Consider the following 24,974-nt stretch of genomic DNA (forward strand, 5'->3'; position numbering starts at 1 on the left):
AAGGAGGCTTTCGCCTCCTTTGATGAACAAGTTAAGATTTGGGTTCCGATTTAGCATCAAACTTTTCAGACCAGGTTTGCAGCACGCGGGCACGATCACTTCCCATTTGCGTGAAGTCCATCTTCGCCATCACTTTTTCAACATTCGGATAATTCGGCACTTGCTTGCTAACGTCCTGATGGCCAACGATAGGATAGCTCTCAATATACAGCTTATTTGCCGCTTTCGAGACAGACCAATCGACCACACGCTTTGCCGCATCGCTTTCTTTGACTAGCCCTACCGCTTCGGATTCCCAGCCAATACCGTTTGGTACAATCACATCCAACGGTGCGCCTTGGGTTTTGAGTTTTGCGCCACGCGTTGCCATCGAGATGCCGATCGCCACTTCACCCATCCCCGCTTGAACACAAGGTTTTGAGCCAGAATGTGTGTAATGGGCAATATTTTGATCAAGGCGTTGCATGTAATCCCACGCTTTATCTTCGCCCATGTTTTGCAGCCATGCGGAAACTTGCATGTACCCCGTGCCGGAAGATGCAGGGTTAGGCATCGCAATGTGGCCTTTATAGACAGGGTTAGTCAAATCTTCCCAACTCTGTGGCTTAGGTAAATTCAGCTGTTTTGCCACCGCTTCGTTAAAGCATACCGCGTTAAAAAAAGCATCGTTGCCATACCAAGCTTGCTGAGCCTGCGGATCGTTCAAATTAGCTCGTAGCTCGTTTGCTCCTTTGGGTGTGTAAGGTTTTAGCACTCCTTGATCTTTGAGGAGAGCCATTGAAGATCCAGCCAATCCCCACACCACTTCTGCACGTGGGTTGTCTTTTTCAGCCAGCAGTTTTGCCGTCATGATCCCGGTCGAATCGCGTACCCACTTAATCTCAATATCTGGGTTCTCTTTTTCAAAAGCACTTTTGTATTTCGCCAGCAGATCGGTTTCAAATGCGGTATACACCGTGACTTCTTGTCCCGCAAACGCATGAGCAGAAATAAGTGCTGCGATCGCTGTTAAGGTTCCTTTCAATATACGCTTGTTCATCATCCTCTCCAATTGATTTAGCTTGGTATGTACCAGAATTGTTATTTACCCTACCCAGTCTATGTGACGATTCGATGAAGAAAAATTGGCAGTTTCACGACGTTTTTGAGTTCTTTTTATGCCATTTTTCCTGTATCCGTGGTTATGAAACTTTTATGAAATTAGCCTTTGAAGGGTTTACCGCGTGCATTTCTCGTTGTTAGATAGCGCTAAATTTATTGGTATAGTCCAAAAAAGGAATGAACATGAAGAATGCTTACCTACTGCTGACCCCAGGACCGCTTTCCACCTCAGAATCCGTGCGTGAAGCCATGCTTAAAGACTGGTGTACTTGGGATGATGATTACAACTTAGAGATTGTTGAAGTGATCCGCCGCAAACTCGTCACACTGGCCACCACACAATCCGGTTACACCTCCGTGTTGATGCAAGGCAGTGGCACCGCTTCTGTCGAAGCCACCATTGGAAGCGTGATGTTACCCACTGATAAGCTGCTCGTGATTGACAACGGTGCTTATGGGGCACGCATCGCGCAAATCGCTCAGTACCTGAATATCGCATGTCGTGTTATTGCTCCCGGAGAAACGGCGCAGCCTAATCTTGATGAGATTGCCGATGTGCTGACCCATGATCCGGCAATTACGCATGTGGCGATTGTGCACTGCGAAACCACCACTGGCATGCTGAACCCGATTGCCGAGGTGGCTAAGCTCGCTAAACAGCATGGCAAGCGTGTGATTCTCGATGCGATGTCGAGCTTTGGCGGTATTCCGATGGATATTGGTGCTCTGGGTATCGATTTTATGATCAGCTCAGCCAACAAATGCATTCAAGGGGTGCCGGGATTTGGTTTTGTGATTGCCAAACGCAGCGAGCTTGAACAGTGCCAAGGCCGCGCACGCTCACTTACTTTAGATCTGTTCGACCAATGGCAATGTATGGAGAAAAATCACGGCAAGTGGCGTTTTACCTCTCCCACTCATACGGTTCGTGCGTTCTACCAAGCGTTACTTGAGTTGGAAAACGAAGGTGGCATCGCGGCGCGCTATCAGCGTTATCAGACCAATCAGACCAAATTGGTGAAAGGTATGCGTGAACTGGGTTTTGCCCCGTTACTCCCAGAAAAGCTGCATTCCCCCATCATCACCTCTTTCTATTCACCTGAACATTCGGATTACCAGTTTGCGGAGTTTTATCAGCGCTTAAAACAGCAAGGCTTTGTGATTTATCCCGGCAAAGTCAGTCACGCTGACTGCTTCCGTATTGGCAATATTGGTGAGGTGTATCCGCAAGATATTGAGCGCCTACTGAGCGCCATGCAACACGCTATGTATTGGCAACAAGCGTAAACGGTTAGGAAAAACGATGAAAGCATTCGAACCCCTCTCACCGCATAGTGCAACTCACTGGCGTAGTGAAGGTGATATCAATACCACCGCCGCACGTCGCGATTGGCTAACGCATGTGAATGATGAAACCACTCAGAATTTGTTACAACGTGACGCAAATGTGTTTCTGCATCAAGCCATGTCCACACCTTGCCTCGATGTATTGGCCAGTGCAGCGGGCTGCTATTTGTATGATGTGTCAGGGAAAAGTTATCTCGATTTTCATGGCAATAATGTGCATCAACTCGGTCATGGTCATCCGCAGGTGATCAAAAAAATCACCGAACAGATGCAAACCTTGCCCTTCGCCCCGCGCCGTTTTACCCATGAAACCGCGATTCGCTGCGCAGAAAAGCTCACGGAGATTGCCGGCGGTGAGCTAAACCGAGTGCTGTTTGCTCCCGGCGGTACTTCGGTGATTGGTATGGCGCTCAAATTAGCGCGTCATGTCACGCAGAATTTTAAAGTAGTCAGTTTGTGGGATGCTTTTCATGGCGCGTCACTGGATGCGATCTCCGTTGGCGGCGAAGCTTGTTTCCGCCAAGGCATGGGACCGCTGATGGCAGGCGTGGAGCGTATTCCTCCAGCCATCTCTTATCGCGGTGCATTTCCCCGCGAAGACGGCAGCGATGTGCACTATGCCGACTACTTGGAATACGTGATTGAAAAAGAAGGCGGCATTGGCGCATTCATCGCCGAAGCGGTACGCAATACCGATGTACAAGTACCTAGCCGCGCCTATTGGCAGCGGGTGCGGGAAATCTGCGATAAACACAATGTGCTTTTGATCATTGATGACATTCCCAACGGCATGGGGCGCAGCGGCGAGTGGTTTACTCACCAAGCGTTCGGCATCGAGCCCGATATTTTGTGTATCGGCAAAGGTTTGGGGGCTGGGCTTATCCCGATTGCCGCCCTACTTACCAAAGAAAAATACAACACGGCTGCACAAGTTTCTTTGGGGCATTACACCCATGAAAAAAGCCCGCTGGGCTGCGCTGCCGCATTAGCCACGATTGAAGTGATTGAGCAGCACAACTTACTCGCCAAAGTGCAGGCTGATAGCGTTTATATGCGTCAACGTCTTAGTCAAATGCAGCAGCAATTTTCACTGATTGGGGATGTGCGCGGTATCGGATTGCTTTGGGGCATCGAACTGGTGACCGACCGCCACACCAAACAGCGTGCTCACGATGAAGCCGAGGCCGTACTTTATCACTGCTTACGTCACGGGCTGAGCTTTAAAGTCTCACAAGGCAATGTGCTGCAACTTAGCCCGCCTTTGATCATTTCACGCCAAGAGCTGGATCAAGCTCTCGATATTCTCTATTCCGCTTTGCTCGCTGTTAGCCAGCAAATGGGTTATTTACGTTAAGGAAAAATGATGAACTCTCCGATTCAAGCCGTTATTTTCGATTGGGCTGGCACTATTGTGGATTTTGGATCCTTTGCGCCGACCTCGATTTTTGTTGAAGCTTTCAAGCAAGGCTTTGATTTTGAGATTAGCCTTGCCGAGGCTCGCGAGCCGATGGGACTGGGCAAATGGCAACACATTGAAGCTGTAGGAAAACTCCCCAGTGTTGCGCAGCGCTGGCAAAACCAATTTGGACGCCCGATGCAAGCCAGCGATATTGATGCGATTTACGCCGCTTTTATGCCGCTGCAAATCGCCAAAGTCGCCGATCACGCAGCACCGATTCCTCACTCACTTGAAGTGGTTGAACAGATCCGATCGCGCGGGATCAAAATCGGATCTTGCTCTGGTTATCCACGCCAAGTGATGGATGTGCTGATCGCTGCGGCAGCCGATTACGGTTATCGTCCCGATTATGTGGTTGCTACCGATGATTTACCGCAAGGTGGCCGTCCCGCCCCTTTTATGGCACTCAAAAATGTCATTGAGCTTGGCGTGACCGATGTACGCGCTTGTGTGAAAGTCGATGATGCGCTGCCCGGCATCGAGGAAGGCCATAATGCGGGTATGTGGACCATCGGTTTACTGCTGTCAGGCAACGAAGCCGGGTTAACCCTTGAAGAGTATCAACATGCTGATGCCCAAACGCTGCAAGTGGCGCGCGGACGTGCACAAGCCAAACTGCAACAGGCAAAACCGCATTATTTGATTGATACGGTTGCAGACTTGCCTGCCGTGCTCGCACAAATTGAGCAAAGATTATTAGCCGGTGAACGCCCTTAAGTGGTCAGTTCGTTTACTCCATTTCTCGCTCCCCTTCTAAAAAACTGGTTACCTATTGGGGGCTTGAAATCTTCTGCTATGCGAGCTATGGTTAGTCCGACAACTTAACAAGACTGATTGATACCGCCCTGTTTTCAGGGCGGTATTTATTTGGGAGGAATAAAATGTCTCAACTTAATACTATCGTGGTGTCCACTCGCGATATGGACAGAATCAGCCAGTTGATGGATAACCTAGCCACTTTGTCGCCAGAGCTAGAGAAACTGGAAGAAGAATTGGATCGCGCCACTGTGCTCGAACCTGCAGAGATGCCAGACAATGTCGTCACTATGAATTCTACGGTGCGCTTTAAATTTTTGGGCAGCGATGAAGTGATGGAAAAAACCTTGGTGTATCCAAACGATGTGAAAAGCAGCGCGGACGTTTCGATTTTCGCCCCAGTGGGAAGTGCATTGCTTGGTTTGGCAGTCGGTCAACAACTGGCTTGGCCAATGCCGGGCGGTACACTCAAAACCCTCGAAATCATCGACATCGTCTATCAACCTGAACGCGCTGGCGAATTCCACCGCTAATCAGGTATCTGGTGCAAAGTGGTTCACTTTGCACCAGGAGCGCCTCGCTTATTCATGGCATTACGCCAACAAAATCTCTCTCAGCTCATGCAGTGAAACCACTTCATAATGTGGCGTAATGCCATCTGGTTTCGGGTGCTGATGCACATTGAGCCAGCAAGTTTCGATGCCAAAATTCAAGCCACCAAGAATGTCAGAATGTGGATTATCCCCGACCATCAGCACTCGGCTTTTGGCTGGGTTGCCCATACGCTCTAGTGCGTGGGCAAAAATGCCAGCATCAGGTTTCGCAATCCCGACTTCTTCAGAAATCACAATCTGATCAAAAAAGTCAGTCATGCCAGTTTTAGCCAGCCGAACATCTTGTAATTCGGTAAAACCGTTGGTGATAATGCCCAAACGCGCTTTACCGTGTAGCGCCTGCATCAACTCCATCGCGCCCGGTAGCAAGGTGCAAATATCCGCCATGGCTTGTAAAAATGCGCTATTAAGCTCGTCAGTGGTGGTATTAAGCTTTTCAGCCCAACCCGCAAAGCGCGTATGTTTGAGCTGCGCGGCAGTAATATCGCCGTTTTGGTAATCCACCCACAGCGGTTTATTCACTTCTTGGTATTGGTGAAAATCTTGTTCGGTAAATTCCACGCCTTTGCGCGCGAACATCAGCTGCATCCCTTTAAAAGCATCGAAATGAAACAAGGTCTCGTCAGCGTCAAATAAGATCCAATCGTACTTCATGATGATCTCCTTAAAATCAGACCAACAGTGTAGATTGTTTTTTAATTGATGATAATCTCCGATTATGGAAACTTTTTGTTTTTCTCTATTCAACAATCATTATGCTGACAACTTTTTCTTCTATTCCTGTTTTTGTTGCAGTTGTCGAATGTGGCAGCTTCTCTCTTGCAGCCAAAAAACTCAAAATCACCAAATCGGCGGTCAGTAAAAGGCTTTCTCAGCTTGAAGATGATTTAGGGATTCGGTTGATCAATCGTACAACACGAAAATTAAGCTTAACTGAAGCCGGTGAACGTTATTACTACCATGTTTCACAAGCACTGAGTTACGCCCGACAAGGAATGGATGCTGTCACCGAATTGCAAGGTGAACCACAAGGCAAACTAAAAATTACCGCGCCTATGTCTTTTGGCGTTCTACACATCGCGCCCATCATTGCTGACTTCATCTCTATTTATCCTAAGGTAGAAATAGATTTGCAACTGGAAGACCAAATGGTTGATCTGATTGAAGGTGGCTTTGATCTCGCCATTCGGATAGGACACCTACCCACATCGAACCTTGTTGCGAAACGCCTTGTGACTTGTAAAAGTGTTCTTTGTGCTTCACCTGAATACTTAGCGCGTTATGGCGAACCTGAAAAACCTGCCGATCTCCTTGAGCATAACTGCCTTGTTTATACTTATTTTCGCGGCGGCAATGAATGGACCTTTCACCATCAACAACAAGAGGTCAAAGTCATCCCCAAAGGCAATCTAACGGTGAATAACAGTGAAGCGATTCGCAGAGCCTCGCTTGCAGGGTTAGGTATTGCTCAACTGCCGACTTTTCTGGTCAGCAAAGATCTGGCTGGTGGAGCACTCCAATCGGTAATGACACACTATTCTCTGCCAGTCCATGCGGTCTATGCCGTTTTTCCTGAACGTAAACACCTACCTTATAAGGTTCGAGCTTTCATCGATTTCTTGCAGCAAAAGCTAGGAAATAATCAGCCTTATTGGGATAGCTAAATGTGAGCACAAGGTCAAAAGGCCAAATTCGAATGAGGAATAGACAGATTCGGTGACTTAGCGCAAAAAGTAGCCCGAGATTTCTTTTTATAAAGAGCCGTGAAGCGATACATTGAACGGCAGAAGGAGTGGTTATGAAGCGTTTTTTCCCGTCAGCAGTGATGTTGATCCCGTTTGTGGTCAAACATTACCCCGAGCAGGAAGAGTATTCAGCGGCAGAAGATGGCGCGGAGCATGACACTTCTTCCTCGATGGCTCAAGACCATCTCACCGACACGTCTAAGGCGCATAAGCAATCTATGGAGGATTAATGTCATGAAGAAAGTCGCGGTTATTCTCAGTGGCTGTGGAGTATTCGATGGAGCAGAGATCCACGAATCGGTGCTTGCGCTGCATGCCATCGAGAAACAAGGAGCCAGTTGGCACTGCTTTGCGCCGAATGTGCAGCAGATGCATGTCATTAACCACCTCACGGGTGAAGAGATGCCAGAAACACGCAATGTGTTGGTGGAATCTGCCCGCATTGCGCGCGGAAAAATCCAAGATGTAGCCACACTCAATGTGAATGAATTTGATGCACTTCTGCTCCCAGGCGGGTTTGGAGCCGCGAAAAATCTCACCGACTTCGCGGTGAAAGGCGCACAGTGCAGTATCAACCCGGATGTAGCTGCCGCTTGTCTTGCTTTTGCGGATGCGCAAAAACCTGCGGGTTATATCTGTATTGCCCCAACCATCATCCCGATGATTTATGGCGAAGCCGCTCAAGGCACGATTGGCAATGATCACGGCACCGCAGCCGCATTTAATCAGTTGGGTGGTCAGCATGTGGATTGCCCAGTAGAAGGCATCGTATTTGATGAAAGACATAAAGTGCTTTCCACCCCTGCCTACATGCTGGCAGAGAATATTTCCCAAGCCGCTTCCGGTATCGAAAAATTGGTTGAGCGCCTACTGCAACTGGCTTAGTGTTTCACAAACTCAATCGATAACAATGCCCACTTTACGTGGGCATTGGTTTTTGTCCTCAGGCCAACACAGAGTCGTCATTTGTTGCACAAATGAAACGGACGCATGAATAATGCTAGGTATATAAAATTTCTAGATGACGAGATTGCGCACAACCAAACAGCGCTATACCCTTGGTAACGTAATCGGTAGCAGAAAAACCTTGGCTTCTCCTGATACCGCAGTCACCTTCAATTCAATAATTTATTCAGTTTGGAGAAAACCCAATGAGCTTACTTAAAGAGTTCAAGGCTTTTGCATCTCGTGGCAATGTGATCGACATGGCAGTCGGTATCATCATTGGTGCGGCGTTTGGCAAAATAGTGTCATCGTTCGTGGCCGATATCATTATGCCGCCAATCGGTATTATTTTAGGCGGTGTGAATTTCAGCGATCTGAGTTTCGTGTTACTTGCCGCGCAAGGTGATGCCCCTGCTGTAGTGATTGCCTACGGCAAATTTATCCAAACCGTGGTCGATTTTACGATTATCGCGTTCGCCATTTTCATGGGTTTAAAAGCGATCAATACCTTGAAGCGTAAGGAAGAGGAAGCGCCTAAAGCCCCTGCAGCGCCAACCAAAGATCAAGAACTGCTTTCTGAAATTCGTGATTTGTTAAAAGCACAGCAAGATAAATAACTCTGGATGATTCCCCCTCTAAGGCGCTCAATTGAGCGCCTTTTTCCATTTTAGTGCATCGAATGAGAGTAAAAATGTCGTGCTTCAATTGATCAAAATCAGCAATCCGCTAAAATCCCAATCGCTCGCAGAATTCACTCCATAAGAATCTTTACAAGCCACAATTTATCGCTATGATTTGCGCGCAAACGTTTTCCTCACCATTTTTACCGCTCTAGATGAGGGTTTTATGCTGCCAGATATTGAAATTTGCCGCGCTACACCATTAACGTCTATCGACACCATTGCTCAAAAAGCGGGATTGCTCGCGAATGAGTACGAAAGCCACGGCCTGCATAAAGCCAAAGTATCACTGCATTGTCTAGAGCGATTGGCCAGCAAACCTAAAGGCAAATTCATTCTGGTCACTGCGATTACCCCAACACCACTGGGTGAAGGTAAAACCGTTACCACGATTGGTTTAGCACAAGGGTTGGCCAAACTTAATCACTCGGTCATGGCGTGCATTCGTCAGCCTTCGATGGGGCCGATTTTTGGGGTAAAAGGTGGCGCTGCGGGCGGCGGGTATTCACAAGTTGCACCGATGGAAGAGCTCAATCTGCATTTAACCGGTGATATTCATGCCGTCACTGCGGCGCACAACCTTGCGGCAGCTGCGATTGATGCGCGAATTTATCACGAGCAGCGCCTCGGCTATGCCGATTTTGAGCGCCGCACCGGCATGCCAGCGCTGCGCATTGACCCCAAACAGGTCATATGGAAACGCGTGATGGATCATAACGATCGCGCGCTGCGCATGGTGATGGTCGGCCGCAATGAACCGGGAAAAAATATTAATGGTTATGAGCGCGAAGATGGTTTCGATATCTCTGCCGCCTCCGAATTGATGGCGATTCTTGCTCTTGCCTCGGATCTACGTGATTTGCGTCGCCGTATCGGTAATGTGGTGTTGGCTTATGATTTGGACGGTAATCCGGTCACCACCGAAGCTCTGAAAGTGGCTGGTGCAATGGCCGTGAGCATGAAAGAAGCGATTGAACCGACCTTGATGCAGACTTTAGAAGGCGTTCCAACACTGATCCACGCCGGCCCATTTGCCAATATCGCGCACGGTAACTCCTCGATCATTGCCGATGAAATTGCTACCCGTTTGGCAGACTACACCGTGACCGAAGGCGGTTTTGGCTCCGATATGGGGTTTGAAAAAGCGTGCAACATCAAAGCCAAAGCATCAGGTAAAACCCCAGATTGTGCGGTGATTGTCGCCACCTTACGCGGTTTAAAAGCCAATTCAGGCCTGTATGATTTACGCCCCGGCCAAGCGGTACCGGATGCCCTATTCGCGCCAGACAGCGCCGCTTTGCAAGCCGGTTTTGCAAACTTGAAATGGCATATTGATAACGTTAACCAGTATGGTGTGCCTGCCGTGGTAGCGATTAACCGCTTCCCACAAGATTGTGCCGAAGAACTGGAACAACTGGTTAAGCTGATAGAAGCCCTGCCCAACCGTGTATCGGTAGCCATTTCAGAAGGCTTTGCCAAAGGCGGTGAAGGTACCAAGCTGCTTGCCGAGAAAGTGGTTGAGCAGTGTCAACATCCAGCGAAATTCACTCCGCTCTATCATTCAAGCATGCCATTGGATGAAAAACTCAAAGCGGTCGCGGTAAAAGGTTATGGCGCTGCCGAGATAGCACTGAGTGATAAAGCCGCGCAGCAATTAGCCAAACTGCAAGCCCAAGGCTTTGATCATCTTGCGGTTTGCTTGGCAAAAACACCGCTGTCGATTTCTACCGATCCCGCAATCAAAGGCGCGCCACGTGATTTTACCGTGCCGATCCGCGAGCTGCGTTTATGTGCAGGCGCCGAATTTGTTTACGCCCTGTGTGGCAGTGTGATGACCATGCCGGGACTGCCTGAAAAGCCTTCCTTTATGTCACTCGATATCGATCAAGACGGCAATATTGTCGGCCTCAGTTAACCACGTTTGTTATCTACGCCGTGTTGTCACTTGATGCACGGCATTATCCTCAAGATAAAAAGTCCCCTCCGACTCTGAAATTTCTGATCCTGTTTGCCGTTCTTTTTCTATAACTTTGTAAAGAACCAAAAGGAAATGCTCATGAAACGACTCTTTACTTGGGGAGCGCCACTTTTCGCCTTGCTGGCACTCACCCTTTCTCTGTTTAGCCAAGCGGACACCAAACCAAGTACCATCGCCTCGGCTTCAGCTGACTACCAGCAAGCGACATTGGCTGGTGGCTGCTTCTGGTGTACGGAATCGGATATGGAGAAACTTCCCGGTGTCGTGGATGTGATTTCAGGTTATGCCGGTGGAGATGTCGAAAACCCGACTTATAAGCAAGTCTCATCGGGTAAAACGGGACACATCGAGGTCATTCAAGTGACGTTTGACCCGAAGATCGTCACTTATGAACAAGTGCTGGATCAGTTTTTCCGTCATATTGACCCAACCGATGACCAAGGCTCGTTTGTGGATAGAGGTGAACAATATCGCCCGGCGATTTTCTATCACAGCGCCGAGCAACTTGAAGTGGCTAAACGTTTTATGATGGAGATTGAACAGCTCGGCATATTCAAAAAGCCACTCAAAACCGAGTTGATTGAGTTCAAAAAGTTCTGGCCAGCAGAAGATTACCATCAGGACTACTACAAGAAGAATAAAGTCCGTTACAACTACTATCGCTATGCTTCCGGACGCGATCAGTATTTGGATGAGATTTTCGGCGCTGACCGTAACACGCATCCGAAAACCCTTCGCCAGTGGATTGATGAGAAAAATGGGCAAGCGAACGTCAAAGCTTATGTCCGCCCATCGGATGATCAGATTCGCGCCAAACTGACCAGCTTGCAATACAAGGTGACTCAACGCGACGGTACAGAGCGCCCGTTTGATAACGAGTATTGGGATAACAAAGAAGAAGGGATTTATGTCGATATCGTCTCGGGTGAGCCGCTCTTCTCTTCTACCGACAAGTACGATTCCAAAACCGGTTGGCCGAGTTTCACTCAACCGCTCAACTCGAGTTACATTGTCACTAAAGATGACAATAGCCTGTTCTATACTCGCACCGAAGTGCGTAGCCGCTTTGCCGATTCACACCTCGGCCATGTGTTTAACGATGGCCCTGCTCCAACCGGTTTGCGCTATTGCATAAACTCCGCCGCGATGCGTTTCATCCCCAAACAAGAGATGGCAGCGCAAGGCTATGGCGAATATTTAGCTCTATTCAAATAATTAGCTATACCAACCCTGAAAAGCAATCAGCCCTCAAATTGGGGGCTGATTCATATTCACTTTTAAGAAAATGAATTAACGCAAACCGTGTAGGAATTCCGCACGCGTCGCAGGGTTAGATTTAAAAATCCCACCCAAAGCGGTTGTTGTGGTGACGCTGGTCGCGTCCATCACGCCGCGAGATTTCACGCAATAGTGAGTCGCATCGATGGTAACTGCCACATCATCCGACTCAAGCAACGTTTGCAGCGCAACTAAGATCTGCTGCGTCATACGCTCTTGCACCTGCGGACGCTGGGCAAAAAAGCGCACAATACGGTTAATTTTCGATAAGCCGATGATTTTGCCGCGCGGAATATATGCCACCGCTGCCGTGCCATCGATGGTGACTAAGTGGTGTTCACACGTGCTGGTCAGCGTGATGTCTTTCACTTTAACCATCTCACTCACTTTCATTTTGTTTTCGATAACGGTGATCTTGGGGAAGTTGGCATAATCCAACCCTGAGAAAATCTCATCCACATACATCTTAGCGATGCGTTGTGGGGTTTCTTCCAAACTGTCATCCGTTAAGTCCAGTCCGAGCAGGTTGAGGATCTCACGCATATGCTGTTCGATTTTTTCCTTTTTCTCTGCTGGTGTCGCCAAGTTGGGCTGCATTGGTGTTTCCAACCCTCGGCGCTCTAGCGCATCTTTCACCAACTTCGCGGATTCGCTAAGACCTGACATTCCTCTACCTCTTAAATACCCCTTTCGGATGGCTGACAAGAATACTCGGATTTAGCGACAATTACACCCCAAAATTCACGTGGATTCTGCATCGCAGAAGGATTCTGTGCTACAGTTTGCCGTAAAAGAACAACAACATAGGACATTCCCGATGGGCTGTTGCGATGCTCCCGGCTTAATGCCGATTGAAGATGCACTTGAGAAAATGCTGTCACGCATTCAACCCGTGCAAACCACTTTACGTTTGCCTCTGCCTGAGGCGCTCGGCTATGTGCTCGCCGAGGCGATCTTATCGCCCATTCATGTGCCACCGTTTGATAACTCAGCGATGGATGGTTATGCCGTCCGTCGCGCAGAATTGACACAGCAAAAGCCGTTGCCCGTTGCAGGAAAATCGTTTGCTGGTCAACCCTTTACAGAAGAATGGCCACCAATGACCTGCGTGCGCATTATGACGGGTGCACAAATCCCTGCCGGTTGTGATGCGGTGATCATGCAAGAGCAAGCGACCATCACCGAAGAGGGTGTGGTGTTCTGCCAGCATGAGGTCAAACTCAATGACAATATCCGCCCAACCGGTGATGACATTCGCCAAAATGATGTGGTGCTGGAACGCGGTGCGCGCTTAACCGCACGTGATATCCCGATGATTGCGACTCTCGGCATTAGCCATGTCACCGTCTATCGCAAACCGAAAGTCGCGTTTTTCTCCACCGGCGATGAACTCAAACCACTCGGTGAACCGCTGCAAGCCGGACAAATTTACGACAGCAACCGCTACGGCATTAAACCCTTGATTGAAAACTTCGGCTGCGAAGCGATTGATCTCGGCATAGTGCCAGATTGCCCTGCCACTCTGAAAGCCACGTTTGAACAAGCGCAAAGCTTGGCGGATGTGGTGGTCACCTCCGGCGGTGTCAGCGTGGGTGAAGCCGATTACACCAAAGATATTTTGGAAGAGCTGGGTGAAATCGGCTTTTGGAAACTGGCAATCAAGCCAGGTAAACCTTTTGCATTTGGCGCGTTGCAAAACGCATGGTTCTGCGGCCTGCCGGGCAACCCGGTTTCCGCTGTGCTGACCATGTACGTGCTCGTACAACCTATGCTTGCCAAATTGGCGGGACACAGCGCTTGGCAAGCCCCAGAATCGATCCCGGCGATCACACGTAGCCCCTTTAAAAAAGCACCGGGACGGACGGATTTCCAACGCGGCATTTACCGCATTGAAAATGGCAAATTCGTGGTGGAAAGCACCGGTAACCAAAGCTCTGGCGCATTCCGCTCAATGAGCTTGGCTAACTGCTTTGTGGTACTTGAGCGTGAACGTGGCCGCGTGGAAGTCGGCGAAACGGTTCAAATCCAACTGTTTAACCCAACCCTGTACTAGGAGTGATGGTGGATATTCTCAGCGATGCAGAAATGCTGCGTTACAACCGACAGATCATTCTCAAAGCGTTTGATTTTGAAGGACAAGAGAAACTAAAGCAGAGCTCAGTGCTGATCCTCGGTGCAGGTGGTTTGGGCTGCGCGAGTAGCCAATACCTCGCGACTGCGGGGATCGGTCACATCACATTGATTGATGATGATGTGGTTGAGCTTTCCAACCTCCAGCGCCAAGTGCTACACCATGATGCGGATATTGGCCGCGCGAAAGTGGATTCAGCGGCTGATTCGCTGCGTCTGCTCAATCCGCATCTTCAGGTCGAAACAATCCAAGCACGCTTGAGTGATGACGAGTTGGATGCGCTGATCGCACGCCACGATCTGGTGCTGGATGCTTGCGATAATGTGGGCACACGCAACCAGCTCAATCGCCTCTGCTTTAAACATAAAACACCGCTGGTTTCCGGTGCGGCGATTCGTATGGAAGGCCAAGTGAGCGTGTTTACGTATCAAGATCCCGCGCAGCCTTGCTATCAATGCTTAAGTACCCTATTCGGCTCATCGGCACTCAGTTGTGTTGAAGCGGGCATAATGGCTCCAGTGGTAGGCATTATTGGTGCAGTTCAAGCAATGGAAGCCATTAAGGTGTTGACCAGTTTGGGGACACCTAAGCAAGGTAAGATCTTGATTCTTGACGCGATGAGCATGTCATGGCGTGAAATGAACCTGATGCAGCTACCTCAGTGTCCAGTTTGCCACCCGCAAAGCTAACGTCTGCTGTATTAACGTCACAATTTTGCGACGCTGACACGGTCTGGCTACCCATTCTGTGCCAGATGGCGAAGTTAAATCCTCTAAAGCCGACTAAAGTTATACCCACACTACTTGGAGTTGCAGCTCACACGGCTGCAGCTTCAGCAGGATGGGAATAAGATCAAATAGAGGAGCTGAGCCATGTCCAATCTCAACGTTTTGGAAATTAAATCTTTCGTTCCCGCTCAGGACTTCACCACGTCCAAACAGTTTTACTTATCCCTCGGTTTTGAACTGATTTCAGAATTTGGCGATGTGGCTTATTTGCGTTTAGGCCAATGCGCTTTTTTGCTGCAAAACACCCATCAGCGCCCCCATCAAGGCAACACCATGATGCATCTGCTAGTGGAAGATGCACAAAGTTGGTTCGATCACGTCAAAACGTTGCAACTGGAAGAGCGTTTTGAAAGCAAAGTGACTGATCTCATCACTCAACCTTGGGACATGTTGGAGTTTTGTTTAGTTGACCCGAGTGATGTTCTGTGGCGTATTGGTCAACGTATTGGGTAATCACAAAAATAAGGAATAACAATGACCTCCCCACTCGTCACGGCGCAATGGCTGCAACAACATCTGCACGACCCCAACTTGGTGCTACTCGATAGCAGCATCGAGTTTCAAATTCCGACCGAGTCTGAAAAAGATTGGGTCAACAAGATCCCTAATGCGCAGCGCTTTGATTACGACAAAGTCTTTTGCGACCCTGATTCGCCCTTGCCGCACATGATGCCTTCTGAGGAGCGCTTTAACACTCTCGCTCGCGAACTGGGTATCAACCAAGATTCCTTTATTGTGGTGTACGACAACAGTGGCACGTTTGCTTCTCCCCGAGCATGGTGGATGTTCAAAGCCATGGGACACCACAAGGTGTATATCCTCAATGGCGGATTAACCGAATGGAAAGCTCAGGGTTACAACGTCACTCAAAACTATCGTGAACCCACAACAAAAGGGAACTTTGACGGCAAACTCAACCCACAAGCCTTTGTTGATGCGAGTTATGTTCTCAAACAGCTCGATAATCCACATAGCCAAACCATTGATGCTCGCGGATTAGCGCGCTTTTTCGGTGAAGTGCCAGAACCTCGCCCCGGCGTGCGCAGTGGGCATATTCCCGGCTCATCCTGCTTGCCTTTTGCAGAGCTCATCACTGGTCACAAGCTAAAAGAGCAAGCCGAGTTACGCCCGCTACTGACTCATATGTTGCCCGAGACAGCACAAGAATATCTGTTTAGCTGCGGCTCAGGCGTGACCGCATGTATTGTGCTGCTCGCGGCGTATGTGTGCGGCTATCAAAACCTCTCGGTTTACGATGGTTCGTGGACAGAATGGGGACAACGGCAAGATCTGCCGATTGAGTAATGTCTAAACATACAAACATTAGAAAGAATATACCCAAACTACTTGGAGTTGCAGGTAGGCGGCAAGTGAGTGACAAATTTGTCTGGAACAAATTTGCACAGCCATCGGCTGGCCTTTGGTGAGAGCCAAGGATGGCTCTCATAATCCCCATGAGCATAGACAAACTATGTGATTGGGGTGAGTGAACGCAGCCAACACCGCTGCAGCTTCAAGTAGGAAGGAGATAAAGGCCACTTCAGTGGCCTTTATCTTGTGTCGAGTAAGATTATTTGATCGATTCAAACATGGTTTGAGTCAGCTTGTCGGAAGGATCGCCAGAGAGTTCCCACGTGAAAATACCACCGAGCTTTTGCTCTTTCGCCCATTTGGCTTTCGCCGCTACCGAGCGTTCATCTTCAAAACTGATGAAGACTTTCTTCTCAGGGTTCCACAAATACGGTGCGTGTGAGGCTTCATCATAATGGTATTGATAGCCTTGCTGCGCCGTGTAGTTCTTCATCAAATCCCAATACATGAAGTAACCATTTTCTGTGGTACCGAACTGCGCACCCTGCTCGGAGCTTAACTCTGCGGTAGGCAAACCACCGTCATAATCTTTGGTACCTTGCCAGCCACGACCGTAATAAGCCGCACCAATCACCAATTTTTCACGTGGAATGCCCAGCTCGATCATCTGATTGATAAACACATCCGAGCCCATTCCCCACCAACTACGTTCAGTGGCATGCAAATTAGTAACGTGACCCGTTTGTGGCCCCCATCCGCCAAGGTAATCGTAGGTCATGGCAAACATGTTGGTTAAATACGGTGCAGCGGCTGGCCAATCAATTTGCGCCGCTTTTGCACCAACACCGACCGCCGTTGAAAGCTCATACTCGCGTTGTTTGGTTTTGCCTAACGCATCCAATTCGGCACGCAGAGTTTTCACTAAGTGGGTGAATGCGGCTTTTTCTGCGGCCATTTGCTCTTCGCTAAGTTTGGTGTCTGGGTTCCAAGGTGAGGTGGTTAAGCCGCCACCACCGGGATATTCCCAATCGAGATCCACACCATCAAAGAAATCGTACTGCGCGATTAACTGTGCCGCCGTTTTGGCAAACTGCTCGATCGATTTAGGATCTTTCGCCATTGCATGGAATGGCTCTGACATGGTCCAGCCACCAAAGGAAGGCAAGATTTTCAGTTGTGGATGATCCGCTTTCAACTGTGCTAACTGAGCAAAGTGGCCTTTATAAGGCACATTCACTTTGACTGCGCCGAAGTCTTTCTCCAACGCTGCTTCGGTATCCACCACAATGGCGGTGAAATCTGGCTTGCCTTTACACTGCTCGGCGACCAGTTTTTGTACCGTTTCACTGGCACCTGTGTGTGGGCCACACATGCTCAAAAACGCGTAGATTACATGGGTCAGGTTATCGGCAGGAATATCTTTTACAACGTAGGGATTGGCTGAATTGGCGTATTGCCAATCAGCAAAATAACCCGCTACTACAGGTTGATTAGCGAGCACCGCATGGCTGCACAATGCAGTAAATAACGCGGTAGCAATGACTGTTTTTTTCATATTTAGAGCCTCCGTTTCACTGCATCCAATACAGCAAATTTACGTAGACTTGACTAAAAAACATGCAGAACATGCGAGCCAGTGTTAAAAACTGACTCGCTTTTTCATCGATTTCATTCAACCTTATGAACTTAATGCCGTTTGCATCTGCTCATCTAAGTTGAGCACTGTCAAAGCGTTACTCACACTGGTCGCGATCACATCAATCGCACCGGTGCGCAGTGCGCCCAAAAGAGCAAGCGGTTTACTGTTTTCTGCCGCAATCGCGATCACTTCGGCAATTGGGCGGAACTCGTCAATCCCCAAGCCAATCACGCGATCATTCATCACGGTATTGGCGATACGTCCATGCACATCAAAAAAGTCATGCCCGGCGAAATCCCCGACCACACCTTGATTCAGGCGTGATTGCACCACCTCTTCCGGCGTAAACCAGCCAAGATCAACCATGTAGCTGTTTTCACTCATATCACCAATTCCGACCAGTGCGATATCCGCTTTACGAGCAAGATCGAGGGTTTGCTTCACCGTACTGTTTTGCATGAATACCCGTTTCTGCTCTGGATTTTCTGCGTAAGCTGGGGCATACAAGGTTTCCGAGCTGCCGCCGTATTTTTTGGCTAACTGGCGACAAATGTGGTCAGCATTAAACATACCACCGCGTGGGTGAATGCCGCCGATGCTGCACACAAATTTGCAATCTCGCGGCGTGATCACCCCAACATGATGCGCCACGGCTGAAACATTACGCCCCTGCCCAACGGTCACCACCATGCCGTTTTTTAGCGTACTGGTGAGATAGTTGGACACCAACCCCGCTACTTGTTGGCGCTGCGCTTCATCATTCGGTTGATCGAGCGCAATCAGGGCACGGCGCACACCAAAACGCTCAATCAAGCGCTGCTCGATTTTGGCGCTGAACACCGGATGGTATTTCACAGTAATTTCAACAATCCCCTCATCACGGGCTTGCTTGAGCAACCGCCCCACTTTGGCGCGTGAAATGGTGTATTTTTTGGAAATCTCTTCCTGTGTTGCGCCATCTTGATAATAAGAGACGGCGATTTCAGTCAGCAGATCGGTACTTTCAACCGAAATCTCTGGAATTTGGCTCATGGGCTATCCTTCTATGGCAGCGGCCTTGCATGCCGCAGCACTCAACATTGCGCTCAACATTCAGCTCAACATCAGCATGCGCGCTATGTTACTCGCCTTTTTGGAGTGAGCAAATGATCTTGGTCATAACATTTTCTCAGTGTGATTTTCTCACCTTTGATGGATAGCCCATGGTGAGGCCAAATTTGAGCAAACGATTTAATGGCAGCAAGGGCTGCGAAGGCGAAAAAAAACTCCGCTCAACGCGTCATAAACCGGGTTGTTGAATTGACTTTCCCGACAGATAGGATAAATATGGCTCCATCATTTACTCAGCGAACGAGCAAATGTTCAGAGCAAAAGTTCGGGCGCTGAAAATTTTGCATTTACTGACTCGCACTCTCTAAATCTACCCAAACTACTTGGAGTTGCAGGTAGGCGGCAAGTGAGTTCATCCCTATGAACATAGATGCACCATGTGATTGGGGTGAACGAACGTAGCCAACACCGCTGCAGCTTCAAGTAGGAAGGGGATTAAAATGATTGAGTCATTCAACTGCTTGCCCTATCTGACCCTCATCGGCAGATAAGCCCAACGAAATAGGACGATCGAAATGAGCAATAAATTAGCGCAACTTCGTAAACTGACCACAGTCGTGGCCGACACTGGTGAAATTGATGCAATCAAAAAATACCAGCCAGAAGACGCAACCACTAACCCTTCTCTGATTCTAAAAGCTGCGCAGATTGCTGAATACGCGCCTCTGATTGATCAAGCTATCGCCTACGCAAAAACTCAAAGCAACGACAAAGCACAACAAGTACAAGACACTTGTGACATGCTGGCGGTCAACATCGGTAAAGAAATCCTAAAAACCATTCCGGGTCGTATTTCGACTGAAGTTGACGCGCGTCTTTCTTACGACACCGAGCGCAGCGTAGCGAAAGCACGTCAGCTAGTAAAAATGTACAACGATGCGGGCATCAGCAACGATCGTATCCTGATCAAACTGGCTTCTACTTGGGAAGGTATCCGCGCGGCGGAAATTCTTGAGAAAGAAGGCATCAACTGTAACCTGACTCTGCTGTTCTCTTTCGCACAAGCGCGTGCGTGTGCTGAAGCTGGCGTGTTCCTGATCTCTCCATTCGTTGGCCGTATCATGGACTGGTACAAAGCTAAAGAAGGTCGTGATTTCGCGGCAAGCGAAGATCCAGGCGTACTGTCAGTCACCAAGATCTACAACTACTACAAAGAGCATGGCTACAAAACTGTCGTGATGGGTGCAAGCTTCCGTAACATCGGCGAAATCCTAGAACTGGCTGGCTGTGACCGCCTGACTATCGCACCTTCGCTACTGGCTGAGCTTGAAGCAGCTGAAGGCGAATTGGTTGCAAAACTGGTTGACTCAAAAGGCTCTAAAGCTCGCCCTGCGCCAATGACGCACAGCGAATTCCTGTGGGAACACAACCTAGACGCTATGGCCGTTGAAAAACTGGCTGAAGGCATCCGTAACTTCGCGGTTGACCAAGGCAAACTGGAAGCAATGATCGCGGCTAAGCTGTAATCCTGATTTTGAAGCGAGCTCCGGCTCGCTTCTTTCTGCTTTTTATTTTTGTTGAACGCACTCCGTTCAACCTCCTTTATTGAAATGAGTAACACTATGAATCGCAAACAACTTGCCAATGCTATCCGTGCCCTGAGCATGGACGGCGTTCAAAAAGCTAACTCTGGCCACCCGGGAGCCCCAATGGGCATGGCGGATATCGCCGAAGTGCTGTGGCGTTCACACTTAAACCACAACCCACAAAACCCAAACTGGGCTGACCGCGACCGTTTCGTACTGTCTAATGGCCACGGCTCTATGCTGATTTACTCGCTGCTGCACCTGAGCGGTTATGAGCTGTCGATTGACGATTTGAAAAACTTCCGTCAACTGCACTCAAAAACACCGGGTCACCCAGAATACGGTTATGCACCGGGCATCGAAACCACCACGGGTCCACTCGGCCAAGGCATCACCAATGCCGTAGGTATGGCGATTGCTGAAAAAGCTCTGGCGGCGCAGTTCAACAAACCGGGTCACGACATCGTTGACCACTTCACTTATGTGTTCATGGGTGACGGCTGTTTGATGGAAGGTATCTCGCACGAAGCGTGTTCACTGGCGGGCACACTTGGCCTTGGCAAACTGATTGCATTCTGGGATGACAACGGTATTTCTATCGATGGTCACGTTGAAGGCTGGTTCTCAGACGACACACCAAAACGTTTTGAAGCCTACGGCTGGCATGTGATCCCTGCGGTTGATGGCCACGATGCAGACGCAATTAACGCTGCGATTGAAGCGGCGAAAGCAGAAACTTCTCGTCCAACGCTGATTTGTACCAAAACCATCATCGGTTTCGGCTCACCAAACAAAGCGGGCTCACACGACTGTCACGGCGCGCCTCTGGGCAACGATGAAATCAAAGCTGCACGTGAATTCTTGGGTTGGGAATACGCTCCGTTTGAAATCCCTGCGGACATCTACGCAGCGTGGGATGCAAAACAAGCAGGCGCAAGCAAAGAAGCCGCTTGGGATGAGAAATTCGCCGCTTACGCGAAAGCTTACCCAGCCGAAGCTGCAGAATACAAGCGCCGCGTAGCGGGCGAGCTGCCAGCGAATTGGGAAGCAGCAACCAGCGAGATTATCGCTAACCTGCAAGCTAACCCTGCCAACATCGCATCGCGTAAAGCATCACAAAATGCGTTGGAAGCGTTCGGCAAACTGCTGCCAGAATTTATGGGTGGTTCTGCTGACTTGGCGCCTTCTAACCTCACCATGTGGTCTGGCTCTCAGTCTCTCACAGCAGAAGATGCGTCAGGCAACTACATCCACTACGGTGTGCGTGAGTTTGGTATGACGGCCATCATCAACGGTATCGCGCTGCACGGTGGCTTTGTGCCTTACGGTGCAACCTTCCTGATGTTCATGGAATACGCGCGTAACGCGATGCGTATGGCAGCACTGATGAAAGTGCAAAACATCCAAGTGTACACGCACGACTCGATTGGTCTGGGTGAAGATGGTCCAACTCACCAACCGGTTGAGCAAATCGCTTCGCTGCGTATGACGCCAAACATGAGCACATGGCGTCCATGTGACCAAGTGGAATCGGCAGTGGCTTGGAAACTGGCGATTGAGCGTAAAGATGCGCCATCTGCGCTGATTTTCTCGCGTCAAAACCTCGCGCAGCAACCACGCAGCGCTGAGCAAGTCGCGAACATCGCCAAAGGCGGTTACATCCTGAAAGACTGTTCAGGTCAACCTGAGCTTATCCTGATTGCGACCGGCTCTGAAGTGGAACTGGCGGTTGCCGCTTACGAGCAACTGAGCGCCGAAGGCAAAGCGGTTCGCGTGGTCTCTATGCCATCGACCGATGCATTTGATAAGCAAGATGCGGCTTACCGCGAAGCCGTTCTGCCAGCGGCAGTCACCAAGCGTATCGCGATTGAAGCGGGCATTGCCGACTTCTGGTACAAGTACGTCGGCTTTGGTGGTCGCATCATCGGTATGACCAGCTTCGGCGAATCAGCACCAGCCGGTGAGCTGTTCAAACTGTTTGGTTTCACGACTGAAAACGTAGTGAAACAAGCCAAAGAACTGCTGGCGTAATTAAAAGCGATTCTTTTCAAAGTTACGCAAAGAAAAATCGACGATAAAAAATCCCGCTGCGGCGGGATTTTTGTTTTATGGCACGAGACTTAAACGATTCGCTTAATAAGAGATTTCAAATCCGAGCGTAATGGTTCGCCCCGGATCCGGCATGCTGACCACAGATCCCGGACGCACTTGATAACGATCGGTCACGTTGTTGATCGCAAAGAACAGCTGGGTGTTGGCATTCAACTCGTACTGTGAATAGAGATCAATCGTGTAATCGGACGGGATTTCAAGGATCGGATTGGCCGCCGTGCCCGCCAACCAATCACTAGGGTTTGATTTGCCCGAGTGATAAGAAACTTTCACCCCAGAATCGAGCGTATCGTTAAAGAATTTCGTACCCACATTCAGGTACAAATTCTGTTTTGGCGGAATACGCGTTGGGGTTAATCCCCATGCAAATCCGAGCGAATTACAGGTATCACTCTCCGCGTATTGCGCTTGTTGAACGGAACAAATCTTTGTCTCGCTGTATAAGGTCGCCGCGAAGTGGGTGTACAACCAAGCATATTGGTAATGCGCACCCAACTCCCAACCAGAGAGTTGCAACTTATCATAATTGGTGAAAGTAAAGTTCGCCTGCCATTCAGACATACCCGGGGTTTTCGCCAATCGTCCACCTGAAATGAAGTCTTTAATACTGTTGCGGAAATAGGACACCGACAGATTCAAACGATCATCCTGCAGCAAACTGTCCGACGCAATAAATTGCACGCCAACCTCATTGTTCCACGCTTGTTCCGGTTTGATCGGGTTGTATGGGTTATAGCTGAACACCTCATTTGATAGCGTTGTTTCATACAAGCTCGGCATACGATAAGTGCGTGAGGATTTCAAAAACAGCTGAGTGCTAGGTGTTAAGGCGTAGGTGAACTCACTGAGCAGATCGAGCTTCTCCTTGTAGTCTAACTGCTGCTTGGTTTGATAATCGGTTGACTTGGCATTGTGCAGATTGAGGCCAAGCTGAACTCTCAACGGCGAGTAATCGATATCCGCATTTGCAAACAGGTTCTGCGCCGTGCGTTTTCCGTGGCGGGAAGTCACCGTCTTGGTAAAGCGGGTTTGCCCATCTTCTTCAGGAGATAAACGCTCATTCTGCTGAGCCAAACCATAATTCAGCCTGACTGGCCACTGAGTCAGTAAGGTTTCATTGGTCAGGCTCAGACCAGAGCGATCATTGTGATATGCATGAAAATATTGCTCCGCGTTGGTTCCTAGCGCCCAAAGCCCATTGTATTGCGCCAGATCAGCCTCGGTGTACCAAAAGTTAGCATTTAAATTGAGCCAAGGATGATCCGGTTGGTAATAGTAATTGGCGCTGTAGGTATTCACTTTGGCGGTTCCTAGCCCCCACTGCGGCATTCTGTCTTTGCCATCGGGGTATGGGTTCCCTTCCCAATCTTCTGAAGATTTGTACCAATACGCCATCAGCACTTCACCCGCTTTTTGCGCATGGTGACGGTAATTAAAATCGGCATTGTGTGCCGTGCCAGTGTCGCTCGCGAGTTTGAACAGCCAAGAGTCACTCTCAAAACTGGTATTGACGACTTCTTGCCCTTGCCCAACAACAGGCTCTTGATACTCCTCATAACCTTTCTTGCCAGCGAAGTGATTGCCTTTTGAACGCTTACTGTACGCCAGTACCGTATTGAACGATTCGGCCTGATAACCCAATCCAAGCATAAGTGAACCGTGTTTAAATGCAGAATGCTCACCTCGCTCATCAAGCGCGTATTGGCCTTGTTCCGAATAATCACCCGAAACATCAGGCGTCCGGTTATGGTTATTGGCGCGTGCTTTCAGTACCACACCGAAGGCTTGATCATCTTTGATGATGTCTTTGATACCCAATGTTGTGGCATTCACCACACCGCCCACCGCGCCACTGGCATAAGGTGAACTCTCAATCGTTGCCCCTTTATTGACGGTCAATGAACTGAGCAAATCGGTATCAATATAAGTGCGATCACTCACCCCTTGATAGCCACGAGAGGTATGAGTGGATTGCAAACTCCCATCAATAAAGATCGGCACACGCCCCTCGCCCTGCACACCACGGATGCCAATATCCAATGCCCCCGCTTCATTGTGCATGTTATTACTCTGCACACTCGTGATGCCGGAAAAAATATCCGCGTTGGCAATACCGCGCACTTTATCTAAATCAGAACGAGTACGTTGATCGGTGGGAATCGATTGACCATGAACCGTAACGGTTTCATCGACGGCTTGCTCGTTATTCTCTTGTGCTTGAACGACACTACTCAAAACGACAGGAAGAAGAGTGAACAGAGGTTTCAACTGCATAATTTGATCCTTGTCAAAAATAAAGCACGAATACTGATGCAATTGATAACTATTATCAACAATTTGTAACAATGATTTTAGTGACCTTGCTCCCACAAACATTCACACGATCAATCGTTTGCGCACGATTTACTCTGATTGAGCCATTTATCGCCACCGAACAAAAGCAAAATTAGCAAT

The 24,974-nt window shown here is 49.1% G+C and carries 22 protein-coding genes; 16 read left to right on the top strand and 6 right to left on the bottom strand.

Annotated elements, in window-relative coordinates; translation table 11 throughout:
- Nucleotides 1-31: 31 nt before the first annotated feature.
- Entirely contained in the window at nucleotides 32-1,042 is a 1,011-nt protein-coding gene (locus F0316_RS14360; protein ID WP_172626052.1) for a putative 2-aminoethylphosphonate ABC transporter substrate-binding protein, read from the bottom strand.
- A 242-nt stretch (nucleotides 1,043-1,284) separates the two neighbouring features.
- Here F0316_RS14360 and phnW point away from each other — a divergent pair, with 242 nt between their 5' ends.
- From phnW to rnk, 4 genes are all read left to right on the top strand, one after another.
- Entirely contained in the window at nucleotides 1,285-2,388 is a 1,104-nt protein-coding gene (phnW, locus tag F0316_RS14365; RefSeq protein ID WP_069213357.1) for a 2-aminoethylphosphonate--pyruvate transaminase, read from the top strand.
- A gap of 16 nt (nucleotides 2,389-2,404) precedes the next feature.
- Nucleotides 2,405-3,802, top strand: a complete 1,398-nt coding sequence (locus tag F0316_RS14370) for an aspartate aminotransferase family protein (protein WP_069213358.1) — start codon at nucleotides 2,405-2,407, stop codon at nucleotides 3,800-3,802.
- Nucleotides 3,803-3,808: 6 nt separating this feature from the next.
- Nucleotides 3,809-4,624, top strand: a complete 816-nt coding sequence (gene phnX, locus F0316_RS14375; RefSeq protein ID WP_069213359.1) for a phosphonoacetaldehyde hydrolase — start codon at nucleotides 3,809-3,811, stop codon at nucleotides 4,622-4,624.
- A 164-nt stretch (nucleotides 4,625-4,788) separates the two neighbouring features.
- Nucleotides 4,789-5,196, top strand: a complete 408-nt coding sequence (gene rnk, locus F0316_RS14380; RefSeq protein ID WP_001914678.1) for a nucleoside diphosphate kinase regulator — start codon at nucleotides 4,789-4,791, stop codon at nucleotides 5,194-5,196.
- 60 nt (nucleotides 5,197-5,256) lie between these two features.
- On the opposite strand, the gene yjjG is transcribed toward rnk, so the two are convergent.
- Nucleotides 5,257-5,931, bottom strand: a complete 675-nt coding sequence (gene yjjG, locus F0316_RS14385; protein WP_069213360.1) for a pyrimidine 5'-nucleotidase — start codon at nucleotides 5,929-5,931, stop codon at nucleotides 5,257-5,259.
- Between the two features lie 101 nt (nucleotides 5,932-6,032).
- Here yjjG and F0316_RS14390 point away from each other — a divergent pair, with 101 nt between their 5' ends.
- The 6 genes from F0316_RS14390 to msrB all read left to right on the top strand — a co-directional run bounded on the left by F0316_RS14390 (nucleotide 6,033) and on the right by msrB (nucleotide 11,840).
- Complete coding sequence (locus F0316_RS14390) at nucleotides 6,033-6,941, top strand: LysR family transcriptional regulator (protein WP_000958247.1); 909 nt, start codon at nucleotides 6,033-6,035, stop codon at nucleotides 6,939-6,941.
- A gap of 134 nt (nucleotides 6,942-7,075) precedes the next feature.
- Entirely contained in the window at nucleotides 7,076-7,252 is a 177-nt protein-coding gene (locus F0316_RS14395) for a hypothetical protein (protein ID WP_001965033.1), read from the top strand.
- Nucleotides 7,253-7,256: 4 nt separating this feature from the next.
- A complete protein-coding gene (gene elbB, locus F0316_RS14400; protein ID WP_000754779.1) occupies nucleotides 7,257-7,907 on the top strand; it encodes an isoprenoid biosynthesis glyoxalase ElbB in 651 nt (216 codons plus the stop codon).
- A 266-nt stretch (nucleotides 7,908-8,173) separates the two neighbouring features.
- Entirely contained in the window at nucleotides 8,174-8,584 is a 411-nt protein-coding gene (gene mscL, locus F0316_RS14405; RefSeq protein WP_000054766.1) for a large-conductance mechanosensitive channel protein MscL, read from the top strand.
- Between the two features lie 229 nt (nucleotides 8,585-8,813).
- Entirely contained in the window at nucleotides 8,814-10,562 is a 1,749-nt protein-coding gene (locus F0316_RS14410) for a formate--tetrahydrofolate ligase (RefSeq protein ID WP_149560630.1), read from the top strand.
- A gap of 141 nt (nucleotides 10,563-10,703) precedes the next feature.
- Nucleotides 10,704-11,840, top strand: a complete 1,137-nt coding sequence (gene msrB / locus F0316_RS14415) for a peptide-methionine (R)-S-oxide reductase MsrB (protein WP_172440171.1) — start codon at nucleotides 10,704-10,706, stop codon at nucleotides 11,838-11,840.
- A gap of 75 nt (nucleotides 11,841-11,915) precedes the next feature.
- On the opposite strand, the gene folE is transcribed toward msrB, so the two are convergent.
- Entirely contained in the window at nucleotides 11,916-12,569 is a 654-nt protein-coding gene (gene folE / locus F0316_RS14420; RefSeq protein ID WP_000016195.1) for a GTP cyclohydrolase I FolE, read from the bottom strand.
- Nucleotides 12,570-12,720: 151 nt separating this feature from the next.
- Here folE and moeA point away from each other — a divergent pair, with 151 nt between their 5' ends.
- The 4 genes from moeA (at nucleotide 12,721) to sseA (ending at nucleotide 16,127) form a co-directional block, all read left to right on the top strand.
- Nucleotides 12,721-13,956 (top strand): molybdopterin molybdotransferase MoeA, encoded by a 1,236-nt coding sequence (gene moeA / locus F0316_RS14425; protein ID WP_149560631.1) that lies wholly within the window; start codon nucleotides 12,721-12,723, stop codon nucleotides 13,954-13,956.
- Nucleotides 13,957-13,964: 8 nt separating this feature from the next.
- Nucleotides 13,965-14,723: a molybdopterin-synthase adenylyltransferase MoeB gene (gene moeB, locus F0316_RS14430; protein WP_172626053.1), complete on the top strand. Its 759-nt coding sequence runs from the start codon at nucleotides 13,965-13,967 to the stop codon at nucleotides 14,721-14,723.
- Nucleotides 14,724-14,906: 183 nt separating this feature from the next.
- Entirely contained in the window at nucleotides 14,907-15,275 is a 369-nt protein-coding gene (locus tag F0316_RS14435; RefSeq protein ID WP_149560633.1) for a VOC family protein, read from the top strand.
- A 21-nt stretch (nucleotides 15,276-15,296) separates the two neighbouring features.
- Complete coding sequence (gene sseA / locus F0316_RS14440) at nucleotides 15,297-16,127, top strand: 3-mercaptopyruvate sulfurtransferase (protein WP_142541331.1); 831 nt, start codon at nucleotides 15,297-15,299, stop codon at nucleotides 16,125-16,127.
- Nucleotides 16,128-16,392: 265 nt separating this feature from the next.
- Here the strand turns inward: sseA and F0316_RS14445 are convergent, their stop codons facing one another.
- On the bottom strand, nucleotides 16,393-17,688 hold the full coding sequence (locus F0316_RS14445) for a glycoside hydrolase family 18 protein (protein WP_149560634.1): 1,296 nt from the start codon (nucleotides 17,686-17,688) through the stop codon (nucleotides 16,393-16,395).
- A 123-nt stretch (nucleotides 17,689-17,811) separates the two neighbouring features.
- Nucleotides 17,812-18,804, bottom strand: a complete 993-nt coding sequence (locus tag F0316_RS14450) for a sugar-binding transcriptional regulator (protein ID WP_000078374.1) — start codon at nucleotides 18,802-18,804, stop codon at nucleotides 17,812-17,814.
- A gap of 593 nt (nucleotides 18,805-19,397) precedes the next feature.
- On the opposite strand from F0316_RS14450, the gene tal reads away from it, so the two are divergent.
- Together tal and tkt are read left to right on the top strand one after the other, a co-directional pair.
- Nucleotides 19,398-20,348, top strand: coding sequence for a transaldolase (gene tal / locus F0316_RS14460; protein WP_000066347.1), 951 nt, complete (start codon nucleotides 19,398-19,400; stop codon nucleotides 20,346-20,348).
- Between the two features lie 96 nt (nucleotides 20,349-20,444).
- Nucleotides 20,445-22,439, top strand: coding sequence for a transketolase (gene tkt, locus F0316_RS14465; RefSeq protein WP_172626054.1), 1,995 nt, complete (start codon nucleotides 20,445-20,447; stop codon nucleotides 22,437-22,439).
- A 102-nt stretch (nucleotides 22,440-22,541) separates the two neighbouring features.
- On the opposite strand, the gene F0316_RS14470 is transcribed toward tkt, so the two are convergent.
- Nucleotides 22,542-24,896: a TonB-dependent receptor domain-containing protein gene (locus F0316_RS14470; protein ID WP_149560636.1), complete on the bottom strand. Its 2,355-nt coding sequence runs from the start codon at nucleotides 24,894-24,896 to the stop codon at nucleotides 22,542-22,544.
- Between the last annotated feature and the right edge of the window lie 78 nt (nucleotides 24,897-24,974).

The organism is Vibrio cholerae, assembly GCF_008369605.1.
Classification (GTDB): Bacteria; Pseudomonadota; Gammaproteobacteria; order Enterobacterales; family Vibrionaceae; genus Vibrio; species Vibrio cholerae.